Genomic DNA, 20,027 nt, shown 5'->3' with positions numbered 1-20,027 from the left:
TCATCGTGTTAATCAAAGTTTTCGGAGCGGCTGTTCAAGGAATTGATGCAACACTCATCACAATTGAAGTAAACAGCTCTCGTGGCTGCATGTTTTATCTCGTCGGCCTTCCGGATTCTGCGGTAAAGGAAAGTCATCAACGTATTATCTCTGCACTGCAAGTCAATGGCTATAAAATGCCTACCAGCAATTTAGTAGTCAATATGGCCCCTGCTGACATTCGTAAAGAAGGTTCTGCTTATGATTTACCACTTGCAATCGGTCTTTTAGGTGCCAGTGAGACGATATCCTCTGAAAAGTTTTCACGCTACTTATTAATGGGTGAACTCAGTCTGGACGGTAGCATTCAGCCCATCACAGGAGCTTTACCCATTGCGATCAAAGCACGTGAGGATGGATTCGAGGGATTAATTATTCCACAACAAAATGCGAGAGAAGCAGCTGTTGTTAATCAACTAAAAGTTTATGGAGTAAGTAATATTAAAGAAGTTATCGAGTTTTTCAATAATGAACGGGAACTAGAGCCGACAATTGTCAATACACGGGAAGAATTTTATGCCCAACAAAGTAACTTTGAATTTGATTTTGCAGACGTCAAAGGCCAAGAGAATGTAAAACGAGCCTTAGAAGTAGCTGCTTCCGGAGGACACAACCTAATTATGGTAGGTGCACCAGGAAGTGGTAAATCAATGATGGCTAAACGCTTACCTTCTATCTTGCCTCCACTATCTCTAAGCGAAAGTTTGGAAACAACAAAAATACATTCTGTGGCAGGAAAATTGGGCCGTAACTCCTCACTGATTACACAACGCCCATTCCGCGCACCACATCACACAATCTCACAAGTAGCAATGGTAGGAGGAGGTAGTTTTCCACAACCCGGAGAAATCAGTTTGGCTCACAATGGGGTTTTATTTCTAGACGAACTTCCTGAATTTTCAAGGAGTGTATTGGAAGTATTACGCCAGCCGTTGGAGGACAGATGCATTACCATTTCTCGCGTCAAAAGCAGTATAAATTATCCGGCCAGTCTAATGCTGATCGCATCCATGAATCCTTGCCCTTGCGGATATTACAATCATCCGACAAAGCCCTGTGTTTGCAACCCGGGACAAGTGCAAAAATACTTAAATAAAATCTCTGGTCCACTACTCGACCGGATTGACATTCAGATAGAAATTGTTCCTGTTCCTTTCGACAAAATTTCCGACCAGCGACGGGGAGAAGCAAGTACTATAATCCGAGAACGGGTGATGAAAGCACGACAAATACAAGAGAAACGTTATAAGGATTTTCCCGGAGTACATTGTAACGCTCAAATGAATAGCCAATTATTAGCCACTTATGCGCATCCTGATGAAAAGGGACTTCAATTATTAAGAACTGCTATGGACCGGCTCAATTTATCAGCCAGAGCTTATGACCGTATATTGAAAGTAGCACGTACCATTGCCGATCTGGAAGGTTGCGAACAGATACTTTCTAATCACTTGGCAGAAGCAATCGGTTATCGCAATCTGGACAGAGAAAATTGGGCAGGATAAGAATAGCATAAATAAAACAGGAAGATAAAAAAAAGTGTATGGGTTACTTTCCTACAGATGCGGCAATTAACCACAGATTACGAAATGGATGACAATCCGATTATCGCTTATATGCAAACTTTATTGGAAGGTATTATGGTAAAGGCCACAAGGGTGTATTAACAGCTAATTAATCTATTATTATTCGTATTGACTTCTTAGAAAATTACCATTGCCAATATTCACATGAAACAATAAAAAGAACAGAGTCTTTTTAAGTATGCTTAAAGTACCTGTTCTCTTTACTATCTTATGATATGTTTCAACTCAATATATCATTCAAAACAATTTTCTTATTTCACCACTACGGGTCTAATTACATCACCACCAATAGTTATCACACCATCATCAGAGAAAGTAAGATTCTTAAAATAAGAGGTACGTGGTTGTATTTTTTCTTGGCTCCAATGAGCATGGAAAATGTATTTATAACTCCCATCTTTACACATAAAAGGAGCACCATGTCCCGTACCAACTAATTTCATAGCAAGGTCTTTATCTTTGTGCAATATTGGATTTCCATCATACTTTTTCCAAGGTCCGAATGGAGAAGAGGCAGTAGCATAACCTACCGCATAATCCTTACTTTTATAATCATTGGCAGAATAAAGTAGATAGTACAAACCGTTCTTTTTCAAAACGGAAGGCCCTTCTGCCACATTAGCTTGTACACGCTCCCATGGAGTCTCTGCTTTCACACACTCTGTCAGAGTTTCTTCTTTAATACTTTTCAAATCTGCATTCATTTCAGCCACCCAAATAACATTGCCATTGGTAACACGCACAAAGTAGAGGTAAGGAGTACCGTCATCATCAATGAATAGATTGGTATCAATACTTTTCTCCTTCCAGATAGGCTCTTTCTTATCCTGTACAAAAGGTCCTGTAGGACTATCCGAAGTAGCTACACAGATATGCTCATTTACAGAGTAAAACATATAAAATTTATTTTTAGACTTTATGTAATATACTTCAGGAGCCCAATACCATGTAGTTCCCCAGGAATCTTTCGGTGATAATGCCAGTTTATTCTCCCGCCTCCAATGTTTCAAATCCTCTGAAATATAAACTTCAAAACCTTCGACATTTGTACCATAGGCATAGTATTTATCATTATAAAACAACACATAGGGATCAGCGATAGGCAAACGATCTTCTATAATATCATCAGATTTATTAATCAGAAATGAGCTATCCCGATTTTCGGCACCACATATTACTATAAGGCAATAGCAAAACAATAAAAAACCAAATAATCTCTTCATATTATAAGTTTGTTTTAATTTTATCATCCAAAAATAGAGTATTTCTTCTTCACCAAGAAAATAATCATGTATTCAACAGGTTTGAAAGAGCACAACAGCAAGTTATGAAACCATACTTAAATTTACAAAAAGGGAACAAATTACGACTTATCGTTCCACACGACAAATGTACAGAAATTCAGTAAGATACAAAAGACTCTTATACAGCAATAATATAAAAACATCCGCATAATACCAATTATAGAAAACACTAACATATCACCTCTTGCATAACAGTTAAATACACCAGGTTCAAGAACAATCCATTTATATTCTCTTGGAGAAAATAAAGTGGCTATTTATTGTCACTTGTCACTTTTTGGCATTAAACCTTTGATAATCAATAACAGATTGGTGATAATAGTCGGTGACAATAGAGTGACAATAAGAGTTCAAGACATCTCTATTGTCACTTCCATCTTACTATTTCAATCGATTAATTATCTAATAATCAATCGCTAAGTATATAATAAATAATAATCTCCGAGTCGTAAGATACAATTTAAAGATGTCAAGTTTAGAGGTTTTCACTCTATTCTCATCGGATTTTCTCATAAAACCATAATGTGCAACCATTTCATTACTTGTTTTTTATTAATTAATAGAATTGTTACTCAATCAATACAGTATGTAGTAGAACAAACACTGCTAACCTTAACATACAGACAAGGCTCGATTACTGTTTTTTGAAAGGTACACATCCTCGTTTCTCGTACGTGAACTATTCGGATGATGTACGTGAACCCAATGGTTCACGTACGTGGAGCCATGGGACCATGTACGTAAAACGATATTTTATCATCTTAGAAAGCCATTAATTAAACCTTCAAAACAACTAAACAAACGGTTTATTTCTTTTATATAAAGGGGATTACGCTATTTTACACGCCAAATCTATTCAACTGAAATAAAAAGATAAAAAGATTGTTCTGTCTCTTTCTATCTATCATTGAAGAGATACAACATCCAGTAAAAAGAAAGAAAAATAACACAAATCAGAAGGAAAAAATACAAAAGTACTGAGGATAGTAAAATAACAAAGTGACAATAGAACTTGGATCTTTTTCTATTGTCACTCTATTATCACTGGTTATTATCACCATTTCAGCATTGATAATTAACTACTTAACTTAAAAAAGTGACAAGTGACAATAAAACGAGTATTTTTTAACTCAAAGGGGGAGTAATTACTCATATGTAATGCTGAGAAGTTCTCATCAAAATAAAGAGTAAGAATTACAATCAAGAGTATCACTTATGCCAATGAAATGATACATACTTGGCACAAAATAAAAAAGAGATACTCTATACTACTTCACCACTTCAGGTCTAATAAGTTCTCCACCAATGGAGATAGATCCATCATCCGCAAATGTAAAATCAGCAATAAAGGAGGTACGTGGGGCTACTTTACTCTCGCTCCAATGGGCATGAAAGATATATTTATAACTTCCGTCATTGCAAACAAATGGCGCCCCATGTCCCGTACCAAACAATCCCGAAGCTACTTTTTGATCTCTCCGTAAAATAGGATTTCCGGTATATTTTTTCCAAGGTCCTAGTGGTGACGTTGCTGTTGCATATCCTACTGCATAATCCTGGCTTTGATAATGGTTCGCTGAATAAATTAAATAATACATACCGTTCCTTTTAAGTATGGAAGGACCTTCCGCTACTCTATCACGAACCGTCTCCCACCCATCTTCAGCACTAATGCATTGTTTCAGGGTTTTCTTCTTAATGCTTTTCAAATCAGATTTCATCTCAGCTACCCAGATCACATTTCCACCTGTAAAACGTACAAAGTAGAGATAAGGAGTACCGTCATCATCGATGAACAGACTGGTATCAATACTTTTTTCGTCCCAGATAGGTTCCTTCTTATCCTGTACAAACGGACCTTCGGGACTATCTGAAGTAGCGACACAAATATGTTCGTCTACAGAATAAAACATATAAAACTTATTTTTCGACTTTACATAGTATACTTCAGGAGCCCAGTACCATTTTGTTCCCCAAGAGTCTTTGGGAGAAAGGGCTAGTTTTTCTCCTCGTTTCCAATGTTTCAAATCATCTGATATATACACCTCAAAACCATTCCCGCGTGTGCCATAGGCATAATATGTACCATCATAATTCAATATATAAGGATCAGCAATAGGTAGATTAGATGATATCTTATCACAGGATTCATCCATCAGAGGTGCTCCATCATTATTTGTACCATAACAAACAAACGGCACACAACTGCAAAATAGCAACAAATAAAATAGTCTTCTCAAATTACAACTCATAAACTAGCTTTTAAAGTATTATATATTTCTGTATCAATCTCTTCCAAATGTCATTTCAATATCGTCAAGCCAAATCGTACCTTCTTTCGATTTACCGACATAAAACACCAACTGGTAACTTCCCTTCGAAGGTAACTCCTCTGATTCAAATTCAAAAGTCTGAACGTCCTCTGTAAGTGGGACTACCTTATCAATATACTTAACAGATAAATTCCTCATTGTTTCCAGTCTGACAATCATATCTGTTTTTTGCAATGATTTCGCTTTAAAACGAATAGATACCTTCTCACTTTTATTCGCATTGAATTCCCATTTCAAGAATCCCATTCTGGGCATATCTCCTGATTTAAGTATCTCAATCTTAGCAGCTTTCTTTCCTGAAATAACTTGCATCGTATCAATAGAAAATTTAATTTTCGCTTTCTCGCTGGATGAGCATTCCCAACCTCCGAAATTATCTTCAAATTCTCCATTTATACATTCGCGTTTGTAGTCACGCTGACGTTCGCCATAAAAACGAGTATCCATGGGAAGAGCTCCAACCTCTGCCGCCCATTGTTTCCATGCAGCGTAAAGTTCTGTCTTTTTTTCCGGATATTTCGAGGAGATATCATTCATCTCTGTCGGGTCTTCTTTTATATCATACAATTTGATTGAGTCTTCGCTAAAGGTTTCTCCTTCCATCACTTTGGTGACAATCTTCCACTTGCCGTCTCTTACAGCAATATTGGCTTCATGTTCCCAGAATGTTTTACCTCTTTCCGCTTTCTTCCCTTGCCAATCCGGAGTCAGGCTAACTCCCTGCATGGGAGTAATTTTATGTCCTTTATACGATTGTGGATAGTCGGCCTTTCCTAGATCAACACAAGTGGCCATAATGTCTGTGATATGTCCATACTGGTCGATAAACGAATTACGCATTTTCTTCTTAATACCTTCAGGATAGTGTACTATCAACGGTGTGGCAATTCCTCCTTCATTCGTATGATGTTTATACTCTTTATAAGGAGTGTCACTCAGGTTTGCCCAGTTAATGCGGTAACTCTCATAAGTATCTTCCATCCCATCAACCGCTTTCCTTTTGCCTCCACTGATAAATTCGGCACATGCTCCATTATCGCTCAGAAACATAATCACTGTATTCTCTAATTGTCCCCTTTTCTGGAGTTCATCAATCACTCTGCCTATGCCTTGATCCATCGCATCTATCTGAGCAGCATAGATTGCCATACGCATAACAAACTCATTCTGCTCTGCTTCTGTAAGACTATCCCATGCAGGAACTCTTGAATCACGAGGTGGCAGCTTTACATCTTTCGAAAACAGCCCCATTGCTTTTTGCTTACGGAAACGTTCTTCACGCAAACGGTCCCAGCCTGCTTTATATACTTCCACATACTTATCTATATCCTTTTGCAAGGCATGCAAAGGCCAGTGTGGAGCTGTATAGGCAAGATATAAAAACAAAGGAGACTTTTCGTAATCATGACGATGAATAAAGACCGTAGCACTGTCACTGATAGCATGAGTAAAGTAGAAACTTCCATCCTTAGGGGATTGGAATTGATCATTATTATAGTTATAAGTAGTATTAAAGTAATTGGCCGCTCCTCCTACAATACCATAAAAACGATCAAATCCTCGCTGATTGGGCCAGTTATCTTTAATGCCTCCCTCATTCTGGCGGTCACTACTTACATGCCATTTACCACTCATATAAGTGCTATATCCGGAACCTTTCAACACTTCCGCTATCGTCATACATTCTTTGTTCAAGTATCCTTGATAAGGCGGACGCTGCATATCGGCAGCAGCCATCCATCCCATTCCTGCTTGGTGAGCATACAATCCCGTTAATAGGCTGGCACGAGTAGGACAACTTCTCGCACCATTATAAAATTGCCGGTAACGAAGTCCGTTCTTTGCCAATCGATCTAAATTAGGCGTTTGTACCTCTCCACCATAACAGCCGATATCGGAGTATCCCATATCATCTGCCAGGATTACAATAATGTTTGGTTTCTCCGCATTCCGACTCTGTGCTAGTGCAGAAACACTAACAGCCGCAGTTGCGGCTGTTAGGATAAAGGGAAGTTTATTCATACAATTTGTCTTTTATACAAAAGCATAGTATAATTACTTTATCTTTCCATCCATCAAGAGGATTACTTTGTCAATAGTTTCTCTGCACGTCCCGGAGTAAACAACTCCCAAAGAGATGCAACTGTCCATCCCGGAGCAAAGATATCGTTATAATATCCTTTTCCATTCTTTCCATAATCCCAGTTCGTGTGTTGTACTACTTCCGGATAGTAACCAGTCAAAGCAATTCCACACAAATGTCCTTCATGAGGTAACAGTTGTCTCATTGAAGTTGAGATAACTTCCGCAAAATCAGAGAAACGAGGTTCATTATACTCTTTCGATAGCCATTGCAATACAGAGGCAAATTCAAATACAAACACATCGATATGATTATTCTCTACGGATACATTACCCCAGCCACGAGTTTTCAAACCGATATCACCCAACATTTGTCCCTGAGCAAAAGGAACATCCCATAAATAATACCATGACAAAGCAAAATAAGCAGCCTTCTTTGTCAAATCAGCATAATGACGATGTTCTTCTCCTTTAGTAATCAATGAAAGATAATAAGTAGCCGTAGCTGCATAAAGAGAAGCCTCTTTATCTTCACAGTTTGCATCAAGTGTAGAAGAGAAATAGTCGGATTTCGAGATCAACTCATTCTCCAGATAGCCTGCCGTACGTTTAGCACTCTCCAGATAACGTTTATCCTTAAAATATTTGTATCCCATCACAAGAGGTAAGGTTGCAGAAGGGGTACTACCGCCACTCTTATCTACAATCGTAAAGTCATCTTTGAACTTACGCGGGAAGCTACCGTCAGCATTTTGTAACTGTAAAAGCATATCCAGCATTGTCTTCATACGTTGTTCCCATTCCGGGTGACGGCGACCATTTTCTTTTTCATAAGCCAGATAATGAAGCATTGCGTAGATTCCTTCCGACTGACGACGAATACTATGAACCGGATCTTCAGTGTTACGATCAAAATTTACAGATTCTTTAAAGAAACCTGCCGGTGTAAAGCCATTCTTCAGATAGCTTTCAAATATTTTGGTACTGTTATTCTTCAGGTCTTCGCGGTTGTTCTCCCAGCCATATTCCAAAGCGTTGAAGGCATTCAAAAGTACTCGTCCGATAAAGCCAACTTCAGCCTGACCATTTTTATGGCATTCATCTGTTCTAAGATGTATTCCGGAGTTAAATACCAATGGATGTTTTTCCACCAGACTGTTTACAAAGAAAGCACTCATTGTTTCCTTCATATCTGCTATAGAATAAGGAGTTTCAACTGGTTTCGGAGAGTATGTATCATAGCAATATTCCCACGCATGTTGAATAAATTCAGAAAAGTCTTCTGCTTTATTTTCCGCAAGCACCCATGTCAATAACACTGTTTCTCCTTTCTTAAGGAATTGGAAAGCCTCTACTTCCGGTGCTAACGTAAGCTTGCGAATATAAGTTCTGGGAGCCTCACGATAGGGAAAACCAAAAGAAAGAGTAGCTGTTCCGTCCTTGTTTTCAAATCCTGTAAAACCAATGGAAGTTTTGCCGGAAAGAATGACCTCTCCTTCCCGATGGGTAGTCAGAGCATCCTCTGTAAACGCATCCAGACGATTTACTGTCATATAACTTTTTTCTTTCTCACAGTAAATACCGGTAAGTGGTGCACTCAACCTATCTTCACGAACCAACCAGCTATCCGATGTATGGAATGAAGGCGCTTCTTTCGGCGAACGAAGATTACGGCGATACCAGAAACCAGGCATGTAAAACTGACAATCATCATGACGGAAACCTGTAGATACTCGTTGATTATAGTTAAAATAAACATCTTCCAATGCAGTAATACACACATTGATATTTACTTTGCCATCGACATTCTCCACTCTTTGAGAAACGATCAAAGGAATACTTTCAGAAGCTTCCAATAAATAAGCAGAACCATCATTCTGCAACTTTTGCATATTCAAGGGATATTGTTTTGCGATGTTTCCAGGCACCTTCAAAGAAATAGATGCAGAAATGTTTTGCGGTACATAGTCGATAGCTTTAGCAGTCACTGTAAATGTTACAATAGCTATACCCAAAAATAAGTATTTCAAATTCATATAAATAAAATTATTCGAATCAGCCACATTTCCTGATTCTGTTAGTACTAAATTCGGTTGTTCATTTCATGTTTCGTCATCACATGATTATGTGACGTAGGCAAAGTTAGCGAACATAATCTGCTCATGACATAACAAATTGGTCAATAAATAAAAAAATTGTTCCAAACGAACTATATTCCCCTATCATTTAGATATTTTGGATACTAAAAGGGAATGAATCCATATAAAAACAATAGTAATAATCTCGTTTTTGAGACACATATACAATAATCTCGGAATTTTTATCTAAGTTTGCATAGCCTTAATATAAAAAGCTAGCCAATTCTAAATTGTGTCATTATTTGCATTATGAAAAAGATAAAAGCTCTGTGGTTTATCCTCTGTACTGTCTTTCTCTATGGCTTTCCGTTGTTTGCGCAAGATAATATCCAACACTATTTCAAAACATTGGATATCAAAAACGGTCTGTCACAGAATACCATATTTGCGATTCTGCAAGACCGGCAAGGCTTTATGTGGTTTGGTACAAAGGAAGGATTGAACCGCTATGACGGACAGAGTTTCCGTATCTTCAAGAAAGAAGAATCCGGCTTGGGAAATGATTTCATCACAGCTTTATTTGAAGATAGAAAAGGGAAAATCTGGATAGGAACAGATGCCGGAGTATACATATATGATCCGAGAAAAGAAAAGTTTACTGCCTTTAATATAACCAGCGATACGGGAGAAGTAATCACTCAAGCCGTAACCCAAATCGGAAGTGACAGGAATAATGATATCTGGATTTCTGTAGATTATCAAGGTCTGTTTAAATACGACATGAACCAACAGACATTATCCAATTATTTGTCCCCCAAGAAGTCCGGAAAGGCATTGGCAAATATCAGTCATTTCTGGTTTGAAGGTCAAACCTGTTGGATAGGATTGTATGCCGACAATCTCTACTATACAAATGATGACTTCCAAACCCTACAACCTTTTAAGGACAGTGACGGACAAGAAACGTTCAAAAACGCGATAATCACTGCAAGACTCGTCGGAGCACATAACTGCTGGTATGTCGGTTCTTCAAATGGGCTGACAGAGATCAACCTGACAACCCAAAAAACCAGACGGCTACTTGACCATTATGTTCGCGATCTGGAATTATGCTCTGATAAAGAATTATGGGTAGGTACTGAAAACGGATTATACATTTGCCACTTAAACAATGGTACAACCGAACACCTAACGGATTCGGACGGCAATGATCCATATTCATTGGCAGATAATGCTATCTATTCTATTTATCGGGACAGAGAGGCAGGAATGTGGATTGGCTCCTTTTTTGGGGGAATTAACTACCACCCGTATCCCTATACTTACTTTGAGAAATTCTATTCCGGAAGAATCGGAGACTTTGGGAAAAGAGTACGTGAATTTTGCGAAAGCAACGATGGCACGATATGGATCGGTACGGAAGATTGCGGACTATTCAACTTTAACCCAGTCAGCGGGGAGATAAAACCTTTCCGGCATCCTGATATTTCTCACAATGTACATGGGCTGTGCCTGGATGGAAATTACTTATGGGTAGGTAACTATTTGGGGGGATTAAACCGCATAGACCTACGGACAAAGCAAGTGAAACATTTTCAAAAAGGGACATCTTCCAATGCTATGGATATCAGCGATGTAATGTCAATATGTAAATCAACCACAGGTGATTTATGGTTGGGAACTGTCCGAGGACTGATACGCTATAATCCCGAATCTGATAATTTCACGTCCATTCCGGAACTCTCTAACAAGAACATTTATCATATTCTTGAAGATTCGCATGGCAATGTCTGGGTATCTACGTACGCTAGTGGAGTATTCCGTTATGATATCAAACTAAAGAAATGGAAAAACTTTCATTATCAGGCAAATAATCCGAATTCTCTACCTTACAATAAAGTAACCAATTGTTATGAAGACAGTCAAAAAAGGCTATGGATCATGACTCAAGGAGGAGGTTTCTGCCGTTACATCCCGGAAAATGATAATTTTCTTCGTTATGGTATGCCGCATGGATTCCCGAGTAATACCATTTACCGAATGGAAGAAGATAATATGCATCAACTATGGCTGACTACCAATAATGGACTTGTTCGTTTCAATCCGGAGACGAATGAGAAACGGATTTATACTACTGATGATGGATTACTATGTAATCAGTTCAACTATCAGTCTAGTTTCAAAGATAAAAATAACCGTATCTATTTCGGATGTATCAATGGTTTTATTGCTTTTGAGCCTGACATGCTTATGGAAAATCCTTTTAACCCTCCTATTGTAATAACCGACTTTTCCATATTCAACAATCGGGTAATTGTGGCTGATGAGAATTCTCTACTAACAAAAAGTATCCTATTCTCAGACAAAATTCAGTTGCTACCAAAACTAAATTCGTTCTCATTACATGTTGCTGCTTTGAATTATCAATCACCTTCAACGCAGCAATTAATCTATAGATTAGATGGATTCAGCGAAAAGTGGGCTCCAGTAGAGAATAACTTCATTATCAATTATTCAAATCTACCTTATGGCAACTATACGCTCCGGTTAAAACTAGCAAAAAACAAAAATCTGTCCGGGGCAAATATGGAACGTACCTTAGAGATTGAAGTTCTCCCTCCATTCTATCTGTCAAAATGGGCTTATTTTATTTATGCTCTGTTTAGCTTGTTATCAGCTTTTCTATTGCTCTCTTATTTTCAGAAAAGGAACAAAGAAAATCAACTGAAACTAATAGAGAAAATCAAACAAGAAAAAGAGCGTGACTTATATACTGCAAAGATAGACTTCTTTACAGACGTAACTCATGAGATACGCACCCCGCTAACTTTGATCAAAGGGCCATTGGAAAACGTTCTATCTTACAAAAAACTTCCTAATGAGATACGTGAGGACCTGGAAATTATGAATATGAATGCCAACCGATTGTTGGATTTGGTCAATCAACTTCTTGATTTCCGGAAAGCGGAAATTCAAGGTTTCCAACTAAAGTTTGAAGAATGCGACATTACAGAGTTATTGCAGCAAACTTATAAAGGTTTCACGTCATTAGCATTACAGAGAAGGTTGGAATACACCATTGAAGGAGCTGATCAAGTCAGTGCTTCAGTCGATCGGGAAGCATTGATCAAGATTATTAGCAACTTACTGACAAACGCGATTAAATATTCTGAAACTTATATACATGTCAGATTATGGATAGAGAATAACAGTTTTCTATTATCTATATGTAACGACGGGGAGCCGATCCCAAAGGATATGAGAGAAGAAATTTTCAAACCTTTCATTCAATATAAGAATGAGCAAAGTCAGCTAACATCCGGTACAGGCATTGGCTTAGCTTTGGCCCGTTCTTTAGCAGAGTTACATCATGGTACTTTAGGCATTGACCAAACCATGGATTGTAATCGGTTTATCCTTTCAATTCCAATTACCCATTATCAGTCAGAAGTGAAAGATTTAAGTGAAAAGAAAGAAATAATACTCGAGAAAGATGAACCTTCTGCTGCCATAAAAGTACCTGAAGCTAATATAGAAAACAAAGAATTGCCTTCTATATTGGTCATAGAGGATAATAAGGATATGCAAGCTTTTATCGTACGGCAACTATCTCCTTGGTATAAAGTAGTGACAGCCAGGAATGGTATTGAGGCATTAGAAATGCTCAAACAAGAGGAAATCAAATTAGTGATCAGTGATGTTATGATGCCTGAGATGGATGGGTTGGCACTATGTAACCAATTAAAGAAAGATGTAAACTATAGTCACATACCTATTATTCTATTAACAGCAAAAGTCTCACTGCAAGCTAAAATAGACGGTTTAAAGTCCGGTGCTGATGCGTACATAGAGAAACCTTTTTCTCTGGAGCTTTTAAGAACATCCATAGATAACTTGCTGGAAAGTCGTGAACGGCTGTATGCAGCATTTGCAAATTCACCTTTCCTTCCAACGAATTCGGTAGCAATGACAGAGGCAGATCAGAAATTCCTACAAAACTTGTCACAAACGGTAGAGACAAATATGCAAGATCCAGAATTCGACTTGGATAAAATGGCTGTATTGATGAATATGAGCCGATCAAGCATGAACCGCAAGATAAAAGGGATTTTAAACATGACTCCCAATGATTATATCCGATTGGAACGACTAAAGAAAGCTGCTCTACTTTTAAAAAAAGGAGAGTATAGAATCAATGAAGTTTGCTATATGGTAGGATTCAATACTCCATCTTATTTTGCTAAATGCTTCCAAAAGCAATTCGGTACTTTACCTAAGGACTTTTAAAGTAAGAGCCCTTAGGAATGTAGAGTGATTAGGAATATGAATAATTAAAACTTATTGCACAATTTCTATTCTACATTGGAAATTACGGTGTATTTTCTATGCATTGAATCATAAACAGCAACCTTCTCCACCCCGTTATCATGATACTATGATCTTACTGTAAAGAATATACAGCCTAATATTTCACATTGATCCACGAAGCTTTCGCTGCAATCCATTTTTTGAGTTGTATTGGGATATCGGTACACATATAATCGCATCCTAAATACGCTCCTAACATAAAATCCTCAACAGATTTTCCTGGCCATAAGCTTACAATGATTCCCTCTTTATGAGCTCTTTGAACACTCTCGCGACTTGTTCCATTCATGGTTGCTCCTAAACGGTTTATTCCAACGGTTTTGCATAAAGCTATCGTTTCGGCATTACAAGGTTTAGAAGTTATCAATAACAAATCAACACCCGGATAATGTGACTGAAGATAACGCAAAGCCCGATAATCACTTGAAGTAAATACATAGAGAGCATCCGATGGTCGTTTTTCCATCACCTTTTTATATAACTTATCACAATATTCTTTCAAACGATCTTCAGGATAAAGAGATGCAGGACTCGTTTTCATCTCAAATTCCACATACAGCCCCTTTTTATCTTGCAGAAACACAAGTAATTCATCAAGAAACATCATCTTGTTCCCTTGTTTTGTCTGCAATTGCATGATTTCCGTTTTCGTATGATCTTCAACAAGACCTTTACCATTAGTGGTCCGTTCCAATGAACTATCATGCGTAATTACTAGTTCTCCGTCCTTAGTCATTCGTATATCAGTCTCAAAACCACGATAACCGGCATCATAACTGGCTTTAAAAGCTTTCAGCGTATTCTCATCGTTTTCCATCCGTCCGCCACGATGCGAGAACAGGCGTATTTCTTGGGTCTGTCCGAACAACTCTACGGATGTGAAAAGTGCTGCTAACAAAGTGAAAAATAATCGATGTGTTTTCATGTTCTTTATTAATTTGACAGACTTAATGATCTGGTATATTACAGTATATCTGCGAATAAATACGAGGATCAAAAGTTAATTACCAGCCAACCAATTGAGGAGTATTAGTCGGACCATCCACTTTCAATTTTCCCCTTTCATCAAAATAAAGCCTATCTATACAAACTACACGATCCCAATTCGGTTTCTTACAATGTGCATCTGCATGACGATGATAGACTATATATAAATTTCTATCCGGTGCTTCAATAACAGAATTATGTCCGGGAGAAGAAATGTTATTCGAAAGATCAGTTGTCATCAAAGGATTATCAACGCATTTCTTCCATGGGCCTAACGGATGCTGGGCATATGAAACTCCAACCCCGTAGAAACCCTCTCCTGTATCGTTAGCAGAATAAGTCATATAATAGGTACCATTTCTCTTAAAAACAAAAGGACCTTCATTACAACGATTTACGTCCCAACGCACTTTCTCCCATTCCTGAGATGCTCCGGACACAAAAATAGGCTCTCCATCAAGTCCGGAAAGATCTTTTTTCAATTTTGCAGCATAAAGTTCTCCCGTTGCAATGCCATTCAGCATGCCGTTTTTACTATAATAAACATAAGGAGTACCATCGTCATCTACAAATATATCAGCATCAATAATAGAGTAACCCAAATCGAACCAAGGGGTATAGAGATCAGTAAAAGGACCATCCGGATTTTCGCTTTCGGCCAGACACGTCTGCAGCATATCTTTTTCCGGAACATAGCAGCAGTAAGTCATATAAAACTTGCCTTTGTAATATCTCACTTCGGGTGCCCAGAAAGCACTAGTTCCAATATGATTAGCTGGTTTGCGGTAAAGAGGTCCTTTATTTTCCCACGTGATAAGATCTTTAGAAGTATAATAATCAAAACCGGAATCATTTGTCGTCCCTGTCAGATAATAGATACCATTATGCTGATAGACAAACGGATCTCCTATAGACAAATCTTTATTTTCCGTCGTTTTCACAGGATTAGTATATTTCTTCTCAGGTTTGCAGCACATTTTATTCTCTCCGCCTACTACTAACGGATCGAAAACATTCTTTTCAGACACCAGATTTTTATCGAGGACTTCAAATTTTCCATCTTTAATCTTAATATCCATGATTGTCAACGTTTCGCGTTTTGCTCCTTTTGATTCATTAGGGGAATGAAAGGATATCTTCAAATTCCCCTGTAAATCTTCAAAAATCATCTGATGTCCACCATTATTAGAAAAAACAGGTTTTTCTTCGTGTTCCCAAGGACCCAATACTTTACCACTTTTGGAAATAGCCTGACCAATAGAATAAAGCGGAGAGAAGCTGGACCAAGTCAATATCAAGTTTCCACTTACTTTATCTTTCCAGATGAAAGGAGCATCTGTAACTAATACTCCATCTCCTATTTTTGTCGGCCATTTTGCATCGGAAGCTCTAAACAAACGATGTGGTTTACCAACGGTTCCTGTCAAGTCCCGTTTCAATTTCTGTGCCCATATTTCTCCGATTTTATCCTGAACATTCGGACCACACCATTCCACACTGAAAACAATCCAAGGTGTACCATTGTCTTCCACAAACAATGAACCATCCAGACATTGCATAGATCCCGGAGTTATATTCAACTGCTCTGCAGGTAACACAGGCTTGTAAGTACCTAAAGCACCTGTAGTCGATTTCAAAATAGTAGTTCCCCGCAAAATTCCTTTTTCCTTATTACTTAGAGTCAGAAAAGAATAATAGTTACCTTTATATTCATAGGTGTCAGGAGCCCAGAAATCATCTTTACCTAAATAATCAGGGGCTGCCTGAAATACAAAACCTATTTCTTTCCAGTTTTTCAAATCCTCACTCATATAAGCAAAAAGTCCACCCCTACCATCTTTCCACCGGGAAGTAATAATATAATAACAATGATTTTTATGATCTACTGTAACAAAAGGGTCACGCATATGCATATCTCCGGCAGAAATGTTATAACCCACCTCTTTTGTTGACGGCTGAGAATTCTGTTGTGCCAGAAGAACGTAGCTATTTAATAATACAATAACTAGACAAATTCCAATCTTTATTACACCTACTTTTTTATTTATTCTATTCAAACGCATATTAATATTATTATTCATATTTATCAACTATTGTACAAATACATCAAGTAATCATCCCTAATGATTAACTACCTACTTAAAGTACTAATAATCATAAATAAACTATTAATAGTTGAGACATCAGCCATTAATAGCCTACATCTCAACTATTAATACCCAATAAATAGTTAAACAATACTCTTCTGAATCCTCAGAAAGACATTTTGGATAAGGAGATTATTAAATATTACACAAGATTGTTGTACCACTCTTTATCTTCTTATTCAGAATAATCTTTCCTGCTTTTTCTATTCTAATACGAATTATCTCTCCTTTCACACGTTCCACTATAATATCAAAATCCGCTCCAAAGGCTTTTATTTTTCGAAATGCCATACGATCCCACTCTTCCGGCAAACGTGGCGTCAAAGAAAACGAATGAAGTCCGGTGGGACGAATACCAAACATTCCTTCTGTAAAGATACGACCATACAATCCACTTTCTGCAGAAAGATGACGCTGATTCCCCTCCGGCCAGGCCTCTACCGCATAAGGAACATGACTGCCCAACAAGCGCGTTACAGAATAACGTTTCAAAAATGTCATAGCCTTCTCTATCTCACCAACTGTAAACACTCCACGCAACGCATACAATGTGGAACGATCCCAAAAAGTATTTGTACCAGCTTGCGTCAGCAAACCGTTTTCTGTCCATAACCGGGGGGAGAAGAGTGCGTCAATTGTTCCCGATGCACGCTTGTCGATTCCCATTACCAAAGGAATACAGATCCATGAACGCAAAATATCATTTCCCTCATAGTAAGCATATGTATCAAAACCTTCCACTGTGGAAGCAAAGTAACTGTCTATGTTCTTTTCCATCTGAGCAGCCTGCTCACGATATTTCTTCACAACAGTAGTTCCTTTTCCTAGGTCCTCTGCCAAATAGGCAGCCGAAAGTAATGCATCATAATACAAAGAAGAGGTACAAAGATTCGCTTCCCCAGAAGGGAAACGGTTTTCCAATTCATCTGAGTCAGAGGTCACAACTCCTTTATCGTTAAGTTTTTGACGACAAAACTCCAAACACCATTCAATCAATGGCCATAGCTCTTCCGCTTCAGCTTTACTTCCCCTTGCCAAAGCATAACGAGCAGCTCCGTAAGCAACCATAGCACCATCACCACGGTCACCCGCCACCCCAAAATGATCAAGTCCTTCGGCAATGATCGAGCTGGGCATTGGTTTGCCCTCATCATTTATATATTTTGAGAACAATCTGAACGAGTTTAAAGCAGAGGCATTTCCGTAGGAATAACCTACAAATGGGAAATAAGGATCAACATATTCTGCCTGGTCATTAGCCCAGATCGCAGCATAATAAGCTTCACCACCCGGTCCATGCATCGGACCGGACTTGGTTTCATAAATACTTTCGCATGCACGTATCTTAGAGAAAGCAAACATTTCATTAAGTACAGGTTCCGGAGTTTCCAATACCAGATTATTCATCCATTCCGCCACCAATTCCTTACGCTTATTCATTTCTACAATGCCATCTATCGTTTGCACCTTTTCCGAAGATTTATAGGCTGAGATTGATGCGGGGAACGAATATGATTTTCCCGGACTTAAAACCACATATCCCGAATTCCATGTCTGTAAATGTATAGTATAACTACCTTCGACTCCCCGACTCGGATCTGTTGTAAGTACCGAATGAATTTCCGGAATTTCGAGATTTACTTTTTCTTTCCCTGTATTGGTAAACCTTAATTCCGCAACACTATTATAAATTAAACTTTTTAAGTACCTGAGCAACAAAAAGTTGCTCAGGATTTTGCCATGTCAGAATTTTCACTTATCTTAGTGTTGCAAAAAAAACAAGAGAATCCGACGATAGACATGGCGAAGATACAAATTAAATCTGAGAGACTCACTCCTTTTGGGGGATTATTTTCAATCATGGAGCAATTTGACTCCACATTATCATCTGTAATCGACTCAACCCTCGGTCTAAGGTGTAGATCGTTCGGTTATCAGTACAGCGAAATCATCCGTTCTCTCATGAGTATCTACTTCTGTAGCGGTTCATGTATTGAGGATGTCACTACTCATTTGATGAACCACCTCTCGCTTCATCCGACACTTCGCACTTGTAGCTCTGATACTATCCTCAGGGCGATAAAGGAGTTGACGCAAGAAAACATTTCATACACATCAGATATGGGCAAGACCTACGATTTCAATACGGCTGACACTCTCAATACTTTATTGCTCAATTGTATATTTGCATCTGGCCAACTGAAAGAGGGTGAGATGTATGATGTTGATTTCGACCATCAGTTCATAGAGACAGAGAAGTATGATGCAAAGCCTACATACAAGAAGTTCCTTGGTTATCGCCCTGGCGTGGCGGTTATTGGCGATTTGATAGTCGGTATAGAGAATAGCGATGGTAACACAAATGTTCGTTTCCATCAGAAGGACACGCTGAAGAGGTTCTTTGCGAGATTTGAACAGAATGGGCTCACTATCAATCGCTTCAGAGCTGATTGTGGATCATGTTCCGAGGAAATCGTGGAGGAAATAGAAAAACACTGCAAGTCCTTCTATATCCGTGCTAACCGCTGCAGTTCGATCTACAATGACACCTTTGCTCTCAAAGGCTGGAAAACTGAGGAAATCAATGGCATTGAGTTTGAATTGAACTCTATCCTTGTTGAGAAGTGGAAAGGTAAGGCATATCGACTTGTGATTCAAAGACAGAAACGGATGGATGGTGTGCAGGATTTTTGGGAAGGAGAATACACATACCGTTGTATCCTGACTAACGACTATGATTCTTCCGTAAGAGAAATTGTCGAGTTCTATAACCTTCGTGGAGGAAAGGAACGTATCTTCGATGATATGAACAATGGTTTCGGGTGGGACAGATTGCCCAAATCCTTCATGGCAGAGAACACAGTGTTCCTTCTTCTTACAGCACTTATCCGTAACTTTTACAAGGCCATTATTCAAAGACTTGACGTAAAGAAGTTCGGGCTCAATGCAACAAGTCGCATAAAAGCGTTTGTCTTCAGGTTTATCTCTGTACCAGCCAAGTGGATCAGGACATCAAGGCGGTATGTGCTGAACATCTATACCTGTAATAATGCTTACGCAGATGTTTTCCAGACTGATTTTGGATAATGCCTACAACTTATGG

10 protein-coding genes are annotated in these 20,027 nt (G+C 38.4%); 3 read left to right on the top strand and 7 right to left on the bottom strand.

Features of this window, described 5'->3' with window-relative positions:
* Positions 1-5: 5 nt before the first annotated feature.
* Entirely contained in the window at positions 6-1,544 is a 1,539-nt protein-coding gene (locus tag EJF25_RS02110) for a YifB family Mg chelatase-like AAA ATPase (protein WP_125039820.1), read from the top strand.
* A gap of 332 nt (positions 1,545-1,876) precedes the next feature.
* Here the strand turns inward: EJF25_RS02110 and EJF25_RS02105 are convergent, their stop codons facing one another.
* From EJF25_RS02105 to EJF25_RS02090, 4 genes are all read right to left on the bottom strand, one after another.
* Positions 1,877-2,848 carry a glycoside hydrolase family 43 protein gene (locus tag EJF25_RS02105; RefSeq protein WP_125039819.1) on the bottom strand — a complete coding sequence of 324 codons (972 nt, stop codon included), beginning with the start codon at positions 2,846-2,848 and terminating at the stop codon, positions 1,877-1,879.
* A 1,349-nt stretch (positions 2,849-4,197) separates the two neighbouring features.
* Positions 4,198-5,085: a glycoside hydrolase family 43 protein gene (locus EJF25_RS02100; RefSeq protein ID WP_235016689.1), complete on the bottom strand. Its 888-nt coding sequence runs from the start codon at positions 5,083-5,085 to the stop codon at positions 4,198-4,200.
* A 129-nt stretch (positions 5,086-5,214) separates the two neighbouring features.
* Positions 5,215-7,284 carry an arylsulfatase gene (locus EJF25_RS02095; protein WP_125039817.1) on the bottom strand — a complete coding sequence of 690 codons (2,070 nt, stop codon included), beginning with the start codon at positions 7,282-7,284 and terminating at the stop codon, positions 5,215-5,217.
* Positions 7,285-7,346: 62 nt separating this feature from the next.
* Positions 7,347-9,380, bottom strand: a complete 2,034-nt coding sequence (locus EJF25_RS02090) for a hypothetical protein (protein WP_125039816.1) — start codon at positions 9,378-9,380, stop codon at positions 7,347-7,349.
* A gap of 351 nt (positions 9,381-9,731) precedes the next feature.
* On the opposite strand from EJF25_RS02090, the gene EJF25_RS02085 reads away from it, so the two are divergent.
* Positions 9,732-13,709: a hybrid sensor histidine kinase/response regulator transcription factor gene (locus tag EJF25_RS02085; protein ID WP_125039815.1), complete on the top strand. Its 3,978-nt coding sequence runs from the start codon at positions 9,732-9,734 to the stop codon at positions 13,707-13,709.
* A 175-nt stretch (positions 13,710-13,884) separates the two neighbouring features.
* On the opposite strand, the gene EJF25_RS02080 is transcribed toward EJF25_RS02085, so the two are convergent.
* The 3 genes from EJF25_RS02080 to EJF25_RS02070 all read right to left on the bottom strand — a co-directional run bounded on the left by EJF25_RS02080 (position 13,885) and on the right by EJF25_RS02070 (position 18,643).
* On the bottom strand, positions 13,885-14,715 hold the full coding sequence (locus EJF25_RS02080; RefSeq protein ID WP_125039814.1) for a glycerophosphodiester phosphodiesterase: 831 nt from the start codon (positions 14,713-14,715) through the stop codon (positions 13,885-13,887).
* A 79-nt stretch (positions 14,716-14,794) separates the two neighbouring features.
* Positions 14,795-16,858 carry a family 43 glycosylhydrolase gene (locus EJF25_RS25345; protein ID WP_125039813.1) on the bottom strand — a complete coding sequence of 688 codons (2,064 nt, stop codon included), beginning with the start codon at positions 16,856-16,858 and terminating at the stop codon, positions 14,795-14,797.
* A gap of 201 nt (positions 16,859-17,059) precedes the next feature.
* Positions 17,060-18,643: a glucosidase family protein gene (locus EJF25_RS02070; RefSeq protein WP_200832848.1), complete on the bottom strand. Its 1,584-nt coding sequence runs from the start codon at positions 18,641-18,643 to the stop codon at positions 17,060-17,062.
* An 81-nt stretch (positions 18,644-18,724) separates the two neighbouring features.
* Here EJF25_RS02070 and EJF25_RS02065 point away from each other — a divergent pair, with 81 nt between their 5' ends.
* Positions 18,725-20,011 (top strand): IS1380-like element ISBf12 family transposase, encoded by a 1,287-nt coding sequence (locus tag EJF25_RS02065; RefSeq protein ID WP_009040242.1) that lies wholly within the window; start codon positions 18,725-18,727, stop codon positions 20,009-20,011.
* The last annotated feature ends 16 nt before the right edge of the window (positions 20,012-20,027 follow it).

This window comes from Bacteroides faecalis, from assembly GCF_003865075.1.
Lineage (GTDB): Bacteria > Bacteroidota > Bacteroidia > Bacteroidales > Bacteroidaceae > Bacteroides > Bacteroides faecalis.
This window is presented reverse-complemented; position numbering and strand designations above follow the sequence as displayed.

Excerpts from the sequence above, each read along its gene's own strand:
- EJF25_RS02105 (WP_125039819.1), bottom strand. The coding sequence starts at position 2,848 with ATGAAGAGATTATTTGGTTTTTTATTGTTTTGCTATTGCCTTATAGTA.
- EJF25_RS02080 (WP_125039814.1), bottom strand. The coding sequence starts at position 14,715 with ATGAAAACACATCGATTATTTTTCACTTTGTTAGCAGCACTTTTCACA.
- EJF25_RS25345 (WP_125039813.1), bottom strand. The coding sequence starts at position 16,858 with ATGAATAATAATATTAATATGCGTTTGAATAGAATAAATAAAAAAGTA.
- EJF25_RS02090 (WP_125039816.1), bottom strand. The coding sequence starts at position 9,380 with ATGAATTTGAAATACTTATTTTTGGGTATAGCTATTGTAACATTTACA.
- EJF25_RS02085 (WP_125039815.1), top strand. The coding sequence starts at position 9,732 with ATGAAAAAGATAAAAGCTCTGTGGTTTATCCTCTGTACTGTCTTTCTC.
- EJF25_RS02065 (WP_009040242.1), top strand. The coding sequence starts at position 18,725 with ATGGCGAAGATACAAATTAAATCTGAGAGACTCACTCCTTTTGGGGGA.
- EJF25_RS02100 (WP_235016689.1), bottom strand. The coding sequence starts at position 5,085 with ATGGATGAATCCTGTGATAAGATATCATCTAATCTACCTATTGCTGAT.
- EJF25_RS02095 (WP_125039817.1), bottom strand. The coding sequence starts at position 7,284 with ATGAATAAACTTCCCTTTATCCTAACAGCCGCAACTGCGGCTGTTAGT.